The following is a 10,216-nucleotide window of genomic DNA, read 5'->3' as shown; positions in this document are numbered from 1 at the left end:
CGTATTCGTTTGAAGTATTGATTCTGTTTTAGAAATTTCAAATAAGTGGGTTCAAATTTTAGAAAAAAATCATCAATGGTACAGAATAAAGCGGTAATATCAGTCATGAGGATTAGAGTAGTAAGTCGTGTCTAGTAACTCAACTTATGGCTCTAATCCTTGGCTTTTTCAAATAAATCCTTAAACAGGATTCGGGTTATTTAATAATCCAAGTGGAATCCACATAAATGAGCTATTTCCAACTTTGTTAGGAACAGGAGATCCACAATTCATACAAAAGAAAGAAGTAAATCCTGTATCTTTTTTAAATGTGCTAATAGAGTCCGTACCAGAAATCCACTCAAATAACTAACGTCTCATTCACTAATGTAGCTGAATTTGCTCCCGTACCACTTTGTTTACGACATAAACTACAATGACAGTGATACACTGTCTGAATATCTTTTTTGACTAGAAATTTGATTTTACCACACAAGCAACTACCGTCATTTTTCATAATTTTAAGATTCTATCGATTGATTTATGCTTTCTAAGCATAGATCATTTTTTATTTTTTGACCTTAGATAGGTTTGATTTCAGACAACGTGTATTATGTTAATTTTAAAAATTCTTAAAATTTAACTTTAGTGATAGCAAAAATATTTCAGGTATAAAATGATACTTTTAAGCTCACCAATGAATACATTTTTTTTATCTAAATATGATGTTCAGCTCCCCTCAACTTTGGAGATTAAGATACTAGAAGGATTTCATGAGCATTCTAGTGCTATTTTTTTTAATTTTTATAAAGAAAAATTTGAAGGTTTTGATTATAAAACTATTTCTGCTAGATATGGAGATTTGACAGGCTTTGAAGCATCAGTGAATAGAATCCATATTGATGATTATATGAATGATCAACATTATGATGAATGTGAGATAATTAATATCGGGTTTGCATTAGTTATATTAGTCCAAAAACTATGGAATAGATTAAGAGCTGATGAGTGTACTATTATTTTATCCTCTAATTTGAACAGTGAATTTGGAAGTAATGCGTCTCTTACTTTTCATAAAAAAAGAGCAAATGAAGTTTTAATGATGAGTAGCTTAGATAATTGTGCTCAAGCAGTACTTATTTGTAATAATAATGATGAATTTTTATAAGGAATTCCGACTTCGTTTAACATAATGGGGATTTATGCGAAGTCATACTTAATATTTCATTGCATTTCAAATACTTAAGTGTTTCACATAATGCAAAAACTAAAATAAAAGCCGATTTGGAAACATGTTGGCTTTTTTTACAGCAGTTTTGATATGTTTTGCCTATAAAAAAGATCAATAAGCATTCAAGTAAAGAAGTTTTAGTGATTTATCAAGTATTAACTTTGGGATATATAATATATTTATAAGTTTGATATTTTTAGTGATTCTCTTAATAGAAAATTGTAAAACAAGGAAGCCATAATGAGTACAAACCATCCATCACTAGGCCCACATGAAGGTATAGAACTAGAATTAATGTTAGCTAATAAAAAAGATCTATCACTATTTTATACTGACTCAGAAATCCCAAAAGATTTTTTTCCTTTATTTAAAGCAAAAAAACTATTTTTTAGAACTATTTCTTTCCCTAATGCATTGTTGCATAATGAAAATTATATGGATTTTAAAATGCATATAATTTCTAAAAATGAAAATTGTTTAAAAGCAGACAGACTGGAACATTTATTAAAAATAAGTTTTAGGCCAGGCCAATCTATTATTGAAATTGAACGAGAAATTGGGGAGCTTTTAGGATATGAAAAACATGATATCGATTTCTATATCAATCATCGTTATCATTGAACAGTTATCTGCATGAAATTCAACCTTTAAGATTTAACATAAAATATTTAGTTCTGTCGCATTAAGAAATTAAAGGCGAATATTTGACTATTTTATATATTTTACGTCATCAACAGATAGAATAATCCTATGGATGTGATTTCATCTTTGGATGTATTGAGTTGTCCTTTACGAAGCATATGCATTCACTCAATGCAGGATCAAATAATCTTGGTACATCGGAATGATTTAAATCCTAACATGGATCGAATTCATCGTTTAATAAATCGATGGTCTTGTTCCACTCTATTGTTTAAGTATTTATTCTGCCTTATTTTGATGCAGCCAATCATAGTATCAGTAGTTTTATTAAGATGGCGTAATGTAACATGATTTGCTAGACTATGATCAATCTTCACCGTATTAGGTGATTCATTGTGACGTATGGCTTGATGAAAGAATTTCAAGGTAGCACGGGTATTCCGCTGAGCTGTCAGTAAGAAGTCAATCGTTTTTCCTTGGGAGTCGACTGCTCGGTTTGGGAGTCGACTGCTCGGTATAGATACTTCCACTGGCCTTTAACTTTGATATAAGTTTCTCATCCATCCGCCAGTGTGGTCCTACGGCTTTTTTATGTTTCGTAAATGTTTTCTCAAGTAGCGAGGTTAAACGAATAATCCATCTATGTAGGGTTGAATGAGCGATATCGATCCTACGCTCTTTCATTATTTTCTCAAGATATCTTAATGCGTAGCTCAGATACCAACGTAAGTATTGTGCAATCAAATCTGGTGGATAATAAAGGCCTTTAAATGCTTGGGAAATAATAGACATTGAGTGACTTCAAATTAAATTAGTTTAGCAAAATTTCCTTAATTCGACAGAACCTTATTTTTCATGACCTTTAGCACACGATTATGCCCCCAGCCCTTTAAGATCCAAAGTAATACGACGATACCCATAGATACCATAATTGGCTTCATAAGAAGAGCCAATAAGTTGTAATAACCGTTTGTCTTCAATGGTTCTGCCTAATTCGGGTTCATGCAACCAAGCGTAATGGCCAGCACGAGCAATCTTAAGAACCCGACACATCGTTTTAACTTTAAACTGATAGCTGTATTCAAGGATAAACTGATACTTCATTTTGGGAGGCTTACAAAGTACCTTATAGCCTTTTTTAGGATATCTCGCTCCTCTTCAGTTTGTTTAAGTTGACTTTTAAGGCGTAGGATTTCTTTCTTTGCCTCAAGTAGTTCATGTTCATCAGGGTTATTGTGTAAAGGCTGTACTGTGATACACCTAAGCATTCTGCAACATCAGTGACAGAATATCCACGTTCAGTAATCAATTTAACAGCTTCATCTTTAAATGCTGTGGTATAGCATTGTCCACTCATAATGTTCTCTCCTATGTAAAAAGAATAGACGATAATTGTCTAAGAAAGTGGTGATAGTCCAGTTATTTTTTATACTGTGTTTGAGTGTTTGAGTGTTTGAGTGTTTGAGTGTTTGAGTGTTTGAGTGTTTGAGTGTTTGAGTGTTTGAGTGTTTGAGTGTTTGAGTGTTTGAGTGTTTGAGTGTTTGAGTGTTTGAGTGTTTGAGTGTTTGAGTGTTTGAGTGTTTGAGTGTTTGAGTGTTTGAGTGTTTGAGTGTTTGAGTGTTTTTAGGGTAGCATCTAATACTCTAAAAACACATTTAATTTCATTTAACCAATAACTTAATCTGCTCAACTAAAATTTTTTTAACACTCTTCTTATTTTTAAGTGCATACATTTTCAGTTCCGTATGTAGGTCTTCCTCTAAATCAAAATTCACACGTACCTTTTTGGTATTATCTTTAATATCCTGCAACTGCACTTCTTTAGCACCTACAGATCTACTTGGGCGACCAGCTTTCAAATTACTCATTGACTCAAACACTCCTATGAGTAAAAACTCATTGACTTAAATTTATTAATTAACTCTAAAGCCAAGCTATTAATTTCTTTTGTAGCATCACTGGATGGATCTACATCTAAAACAGTTGTGCCTGTTGCTGCACTTGTTGGATAAATTACGCGCTGTGTAATACGGGTTTCTAGCACAGGAAGTTCATAACCTAAAAGGGCTTCTGAAATTTCAATACCGATTTTTGTACCTTTGATTGCTCTAGATACAACAAAAGCAGCTTGTAACTTCCCATCTGTAACTTCTATACGTTGTTTAACTAAGTCTACTAAATCAGATGTTGCCCAAATATCATAAGGGGAGGGTTGTACAGGAATAAGAATAAAATCTGCTGCTTTAATTGCTGATAAAGCTAAATCTGAGGCTTGGGGTGCTCCATCAATAATAACAAAATCTTTTTTTGCAACGGACTTCAAATCTCGATCTATTGTAGGTCTATCTATGCCTATAACTGTTACAGGGTTATTTTCATCTACAGCAGACCAGTCTCGTGCAGAACCTTGTGGATCTGAATCTACAAGCAATACACTGTAGTCTAACTTCTGTAATGCTCGTGCAAGGTGAGTTGCTATAGTTGTTTTCCCTGAGCCACCTTTTTGATTAAGTACAGCAATAACTTTCATGTTTTATTTATACCCTGAGTTAATACTTATTTACCCAATTGAGTATACACTTATTTGAGTAAATGAGTAAATGAGTAAATGAGTAAATGAGTAAATGAGTAAATGAGTAAATGAGTAAATGAGTAAATGAGTAAATGAGTAAATGAGTAAATGAGTAAATGAGTAAATGAGTAAATGAGTAAATGAGTAAATGAGTAAATGAGTAAATTATGGATTTAATCCTAAGCGTTTCAAGTGATGAACATTAGCTTTTATAAAATCAAGATTCGTTAATCTAAGTAACAAACGTTTTTCTAGATCACTATAAGTTTCGCCAACTTCAGCATAGCTACTTGCAAATACATCATCATAGGCAAGTTTTTTAGCAAAAAGGCTGATCTGTTTTTCTGTTAAACCTGTAAACATATCTACAGTATTTTTCTCTTTATTCACAGATAAATTTTGATTGTTGAGTTTCTCTTTAAAGGTGAACTTAATACCAGAGATAATACGGCCATCTTTAAATTGCTCATAACCTGCATCAATATCTGTATACGTATTAATTTGATTAATTGCTGGTTCAAGCACCCTTTTTTTAAAATTATTCATGGCCGTATATTCTGTAGGCTCTAAACCTAGTTGCATTCTAAAGTCTGAAAGATTAATAACTGGTGTCTTCCCAACCTCACGCCACGCAATTAATATTTCGTAAAGGCGTATCGCATATTTACTCGTAAGCTGGGAAACCTGTTTCAATTGATATGAAGTGAAATGTTTCTCTAGCCTAGTAATTAAGGGAACAACATCTGGGGAAAAAGTGACTTCTAATATGGCAAGTTCATCGATATATTTGATTCGACTGACCCAACGTGATTTTACAACACCCATTTTTCCTGTATTTTCGTGTTCTTCTTTAAATGAGAATTGTCTTTCGAATAAATTTAAAGCTGCTTCTTTTAATGCCTTGTATGCAGCATGCCGATCAACTTTATAATGATACATATAGTCACCAGCATGTATTTGCAATTTACTATCTGCTGTAATACCTTGCCCTGTATCCCTAGCTCTTACGATTGAAAGTAATATTAACCTCTGTTCTGTAAGCTCCAGGTTGTATGATGCATTTATTAATATATTGTCTTTTACTACCAGCTCGTTATTCATACTATTGTTATTTAAAGGTACATTGATTGTTAGTGTACCTTTAGTTGCATTAACAGTCAATGTACTTCTTTGGTGACTAAACGTATCTTAATTGGTGACTAAACGTATCTTAATTGGTGACTAAACGTATCTTAATTGGTGACTAAACGTATCTTAATATCCGCTGTAATCTTTTAGTATCAATGCTTTCAACTCTCTTAAAAGAATTAAAAGCTTATTAAAAATATTAAAAGCCTATTTTACTTTTTTAACCTTATTTTTTAAGAGCATTTTTTGAACTAAATTTGATTAAAGTTTATAACAAGGAAATTGTCACTTTATCTTTTGAGTATACTTAAATCATAAAAGTGAAGTATTTAAGACTAACTATCTTTTAACTATCATTTATATTAAAAAACAGGCAAAATATCTTTTTTATCACTGTAGTTATATTTTTAGGTTTAATTGATATGGTTGTTGTCAGAATTTATGTCAGAGCATCCACAAAAGATCAAGATGCTGAAAGAGCATTAGCAGACTTAGTAGAATTTAGTCAAAACTATGCCAGTGATAATATCTCTTATGTTGAAAACTTCTCAGGAACATTACTTAATCGTCCACAATTGAATCGACTACTAAATGAATCTAAATCAGGTGATGTTCTGTTGGTTGAAAGCGTTGATCGTCTATCAAGACTTTCTCAACAAGATTTTGAAATACTAAAACATCAAATTAAACAAAAAGGCTTAAAGCTCATTGTTGCTGATTTACCCACAACCCATCATTTAATCAAAGAGGGCATTACAGGAGATATTCTTTCTGTGATTAATGCAATGTTAATTGACTTATTAGCGACAATGGCTCGATTGGACAATGACAAGCGCAAGGAGCGCATAAAACAGGGTTTACTGCGCTCTGGGTACAAACCCCAAGGAAAAGCACCTAATAGGGCCAAACACGCACGTATAAAACAATTATTGGCATTAGAGACCATGACAAAAGAAGAAGTTGCTAAAGCAGTGGGGGTAGGAGTAGCGACAGTATATCGAGTTGCTAAGTTAAATTAGGATTAATAGCCTAAGCTTGCTTTGTTTAATCAGTCTAGGATAGTATTTTTGTTTAAAACCTAAAAGTGTATGTCGTGTAGTAAAATGTAGGGTTTTGAAGAACAAAAAAGCAGGGCTAGAAAGGTATAATACATAAGGTTTTTAAGTGGGTTATGATGTTTAAAAAGCATGTCGTAGAACCTCATCATTTAGACGACTCTCAGGTGAGTGGGCAACTGCGTTTGCAAGGTAATGGATGATTTAGATCAGATTTATTGATGTTTTTCTGCATGATATTTTAAATATATTTTTGGCAGATTTTTATGGGACAGGGTAGGGCTTGTATCACCGCCAAATAAAATTTGACGTCATACAATCGAATTAAATAACTAGTTTTACTCATTGTTTAATTCTACCGCTTGGTCTGGGCTTAGCCCCGACATCCCTAAACCTAATTTTGGTTAGGATAAGATTGATAGGTGGGATGTTCAAGTTTTGATAATTAGTGAGACCTTATATTAAAGGTGATTCTCATAAGCTAAATTTTTTTCAGAATAGCCCTAAACATGGTATAGCTGAATGCTAAAAGTTCTGACACATAGTTTTTACTGCAAATACTATTTTATAACTCAGTATTGATTTGATAACGTGTATTACGCCCACCACCTTCCAACTTGATGATACATTCTTTCCCAAGCAAATCTGATAAGTGGCGAGTTGCTGTTGCTTTACTAATTTTTGCAACTTTTTGGTATTGTGATGCACTGATACCATATTCAAAGCCATTTTCACCACCGTCCAATAAGCGATTTAGAACTTTGCGTTGTTCTTGACTTAAGGCTAAGTTTGAATACTTATACCAAAATTGACTTTTAAATAATGTTCGACTGATCTGCTCTAAGGTTTTTTCAAGGCTATCATTTAATGTATCTAAAAACCAAACTAGCCAATCTGTGATATCAGAGTCATTTTTTTGAGTTTGTTCTAAAATCTCATAGTAATTTTTACGTTTATTTAATATCGCAGTAGACATTGCATATAAACGGATGCTCTGTTCATCCATTTGAGCTAGAGCAAGGTCTGTAAGTGTACGTGTAATACGTCCATTACCATCATCAAAAGGATGTAGCGTAACAAACCATAAGTGGGTAATTCCTGCACGTAATAAAGGGTCAAGCAATGAATTATTCAGGCTTTGATTAAACCATACTATGAAGGCATTTAAGCGTTCTTCTAAGCCTTTTCTTGGTGGTGCTTCAAAATGTACTTTAGGACAATCCAATCGACCTGAAACGACTTGCATAGGTTCTGATCCCCGAAGTTGGCCAATGCGTAAGCGTTGCATTGTCCAATCCGGATCATTGAAAAGCCAACGATGCCACTGCATTAGACGCTCAATTGTCAGTGATTGCTTAACATCGTTAAGTGCATCTAGCATAATATTGGCTAAACCTTCTGATCGATCTGAGCTTGGATAAGGATGCTCAAGTGTGACACCTAAGCGTTGAGCTAAAGATGATCGCAATGAAAAAACATTGATGGTTTCATTTTCAATTGCAGATGAAGCAACAAGATTCGCAAGTAGAGTATCTAGGGTGAACTGTTCTTTTGCTAAATCATGCTGACTTTGCCCAAGAAGAACCCCTATTTTTTGATGTATCTGTCTGGTTTTAGGCAAGATAATTGAATCTAGCCATGTGAAATTTGTCCAGTTCTCTGTTTGCCAAATCCATTCCTGCACTTTCAATTGCTCATCTAAAGTTTTAGATGAGTTAAATATAACACTTATTCGGCTCATAATGTGAGATGAATATGGCGGTTAATCAACTCATTTTATCTAGAACATTTCTATTTGTGTTCTAACAGTCGAATTTCGCATAAGAGATTTATGTTAAGTAGGTTAAAAAATATGCAATAGGAAATAAACTGATGAATGATGAGGCCATCTACCAAAAAAATAGGGTTCTGTCGTATTAAAAAGTGAAAGGCGAATGTTTGACTATTTTGATGTTTTACGCCATCAAAAGATAAAATAATCTTGGCACACTGAAATGATTTAAATCCTAACATGGATCGAAAGCGTCTCTTAATGAATCGATGATCTTGTTCTACTCGGTTATTTAAGTATTTATTTTGCCGTATTTTGATGAAGCTGATCGTCGAATCAGTATTTTGATTAAATGACGTAATGCGGCATGATTTGCTACGCTATGATCAATCGTCACCGTATCCGGTGACCCATTGTGGCATATGGCTTGATGGAAAAATCTCAAGGCTGCACGGGCGTTACGCTTGGCTGTGAGTAAGAAGTCGATGGTTTCTCCTTGCGAATCTACAGCTCGATAAAGATATTTCCACTGGCCTTTTACCTTGATATAGTTTTCATCCATCCGCCAATGTAGCCCCACCGCTTTTTTATGCTTTTTGAAGACCTGATCAAGTAAAGAGGTTAAGCGAATCACCCAACGGTGCAGAGTTGAGTGATCAATATTAACCCCACGCTCTTTCATTATTTCCTCAAGTTATCTTAGCTCAATGCGTAACTCACATACCAACGGTAAGCATTGTACATTCAATCAGTTTAGCAAATTTGCCTTAATGCGACAGTACCAAACTATAAATTCGACTTATGATGAAAAATTCATTCGTTTAAAAGATAGTTAATATTTTTTAGCTTAAAACTTACATAAACATACATTTTATATAATATTTATTTACATTGTAATAGTTTTGTTATTTAATTAGATTAAATTAACCTTAAATGCCAACTGGTATTACTTTTTTAATAAATTTATGACTAACTTAGAAGAAACAAAAGGCATTATATCGTCAGCTACGAATGAACAAGAGCCACCAGATTTTGCATTAATTGCGCTGATGATCTTGGCACAATACCATGGTATTGCAGCCAATATGGCTGACATCCAACACCGTTTTGTACATAGTGAAAAAGGCTTAGATCAGACGGCTTGGTTACTCGCTGCAAAAGAGCTTGGATTAAAAGCACGCCCTACCATACAAAAGATAGAACGCTTACATTTAGCGAATCTTCCTGCTTTAGTCTGGAGAGAAGACGGGCAACATTTTATTCTTGCCAAAGTAAATGATGACAAGTTTCTTATTCAAGACTTACAACAAAACCGCCCCATTCTTTTATCAAAATCTGAATTTGAGCAAAAATATTCAGGACAACTCATTCTTGTCACCTCTCGTGCGTCTGTACTTGGAAATTTAGCTAAATTTGATTTTACTTGGTTTATTCCGGCGGTCATTAAGTACCGCCGAATTTTTTTAGAAGTGCTTGCCGTTTCAGTGGTTCTACAACTTTTTGCACTGATTACCCCTTTATTCTTTCAGGTGGTGATGGATAAAGTATTGGTCCATCGTGGATTCTCTACATTAGATGTAATTGCTGTCGCTTTTTTAGTAGTCACATTATTTGAAATTACTTTAGGTGGTTTACGAACATATATAGTCAAACAATCAAAAATATAAGACAATATAAAAATGAGTTATTCAGAACATTTTAGACGAAAAGTGATAGCGAAGCTTGAGGAAGGATATTCCATACGAGCGGTCTCTGCACAATTTGAAATTGATAAAAATACAATTTTGAGTTGGAAAAAACGAATTGAAATTAAAAGAACCCGCCCACGGAAACCTTTT

The 10,216-nt window shown here is 33.7% G+C and carries 10 protein-coding genes and 5 pseudogenes; 5 read left to right on the top strand and 10 right to left on the bottom strand.

Translation table 11 applies throughout. The features are described from left to right. Together I2F17_RS11785 and I2F17_RS11780 are read right to left on the bottom strand one after the other, a co-directional pair. A pseudogene (locus I2F17_RS11785) lies at nucleotides 1–107 on the bottom strand (IS982 family transposase); the annotation flags it as partial. An 85-nt stretch (nucleotides 108–192) separates the two neighbouring features. Next, nucleotides 193–496: pseudogene (locus I2F17_RS11780) on the bottom strand (GFA family protein); the annotation flags it as partial. 180 nt (nucleotides 497–676) lie between these two features. Between I2F17_RS11780 and I2F17_RS11775 the strand changes: the two are divergent. Further along, nucleotides 677–1,147 (top strand): hypothetical protein, encoded by a 471-nt coding sequence (locus I2F17_RS11775; RefSeq protein WP_235985961.1) that lies wholly within the window; start codon nucleotides 677–679, stop codon nucleotides 1,145–1,147. Nucleotides 1,148–1,450: 303 nt separating this feature from the next. Further along, on the top strand, nucleotides 1,451–1,831 hold the full coding sequence (locus I2F17_RS11770) for a hemocin immunity protein (RefSeq protein ID WP_196423578.1): 381 nt from the start codon (nucleotides 1,451–1,453) through the stop codon (nucleotides 1,829–1,831). A gap of 101 nt (nucleotides 1,832–1,932) precedes the next feature. Here I2F17_RS11770 and I2F17_RS12625 read toward each other — a convergent pair. The 6 genes and pseudogenes from I2F17_RS12625 to repM form a co-directional block, all read right to left on the bottom strand. Then, nucleotides 1,933–2,644: pseudogene (locus tag I2F17_RS12625) on the bottom strand (IS6 family transposase). Nucleotides 2,645–2,700: 56 nt separating this feature from the next. After that, nucleotides 2,701–3,209 (bottom strand): annotated as a pseudogene (locus tag I2F17_RS12800) (transposase); the annotation flags it as partial. A 69-nt stretch (nucleotides 3,210–3,278) separates the two neighbouring features. Then, on the bottom strand, nucleotides 3,279–3,542 hold the full coding sequence (locus I2F17_RS11750) for a hypothetical protein (protein ID WP_211140070.1): 264 nt from the start codon (nucleotides 3,540–3,542) through the stop codon (nucleotides 3,279–3,281). Beyond that, nucleotides 3,514–3,720: a chromosome partitioning protein ParB gene (locus I2F17_RS11745; protein WP_211140069.1), complete on the bottom strand. Its 207-nt coding sequence runs from the start codon at nucleotides 3,718–3,720 to the stop codon at nucleotides 3,514–3,516. Before I2F17_RS11745 ends, I2F17_RS11750 begins: the two co-directional genes overlap by 29 nt. 14 nt (nucleotides 3,721–3,734) lie before the next feature. Then, nucleotides 3,735–4,382 (bottom strand): ParA family partition ATPase, encoded by a 648-nt coding sequence (parA, locus tag I2F17_RS11740; protein WP_211140068.1) that lies wholly within the window; start codon nucleotides 4,380–4,382, stop codon nucleotides 3,735–3,737. 207 nt (nucleotides 4,383–4,589) lie between these two features. Next, nucleotides 4,590–5,525, bottom strand: a complete 936-nt coding sequence (repM, locus tag I2F17_RS11735; protein ID WP_196423569.1) for a replication initiation protein RepM — start codon at nucleotides 5,523–5,525, stop codon at nucleotides 4,590–4,592. 449 nt (nucleotides 5,526–5,974) lie between these two features. Between repM and I2F17_RS11730 the strand changes: the two genes are divergently transcribed. Continuing rightward, nucleotides 5,975–6,571, top strand: a complete 597-nt coding sequence (locus I2F17_RS11730) for a recombinase family protein (RefSeq protein ID WP_211140067.1) — start codon at nucleotides 5,975–5,977, stop codon at nucleotides 6,569–6,571. Nucleotides 6,572–7,172: 601 nt separating this feature from the next. Here I2F17_RS11730 and I2F17_RS11725 read toward each other — a convergent pair. Continuing rightward, nucleotides 7,173–8,291 carry a Fic family protein gene (locus I2F17_RS11725; RefSeq protein WP_211140075.1) on the bottom strand — a complete coding sequence of 373 codons (1,119 nt, stop codon included), beginning with the start codon at nucleotides 8,289–8,291 and terminating at the stop codon, nucleotides 7,173–7,175. A gap of 284 nt (nucleotides 8,292–8,575) precedes the next feature. Continuing rightward, nucleotides 8,576–9,072 (bottom strand): annotated as a pseudogene (locus tag I2F17_RS11715) (IS6 family transposase); the annotation flags it as partial. A 271-nt stretch (nucleotides 9,073–9,343) separates the two neighbouring features. Here I2F17_RS11715 and I2F17_RS11710 point away from each other — a divergent pair. Next, nucleotides 9,344–10,045, top strand: a complete 702-nt coding sequence (locus I2F17_RS11710) for a cysteine peptidase family C39 domain-containing protein (protein ID WP_211140065.1) — start codon at nucleotides 9,344–9,346, stop codon at nucleotides 10,043–10,045. Between the two features lie 12 nt (nucleotides 10,046–10,057). Further along, on the top strand, nucleotides 10,058–10,216 hold a 159-nt coding region (locus I2F17_RS11705), incomplete at its 3' end, for a helix-turn-helix domain-containing protein (RefSeq protein ID WP_211139442.1).

Source organism: Acinetobacter baretiae, from assembly GCF_015627105.1.
Taxonomy (GTDB): Bacteria; Pseudomonadota; Gammaproteobacteria; order Pseudomonadales; family Moraxellaceae; genus Acinetobacter; species Acinetobacter baretiae.
This window is presented reverse-complemented; position numbering and strand designations above follow the sequence as displayed.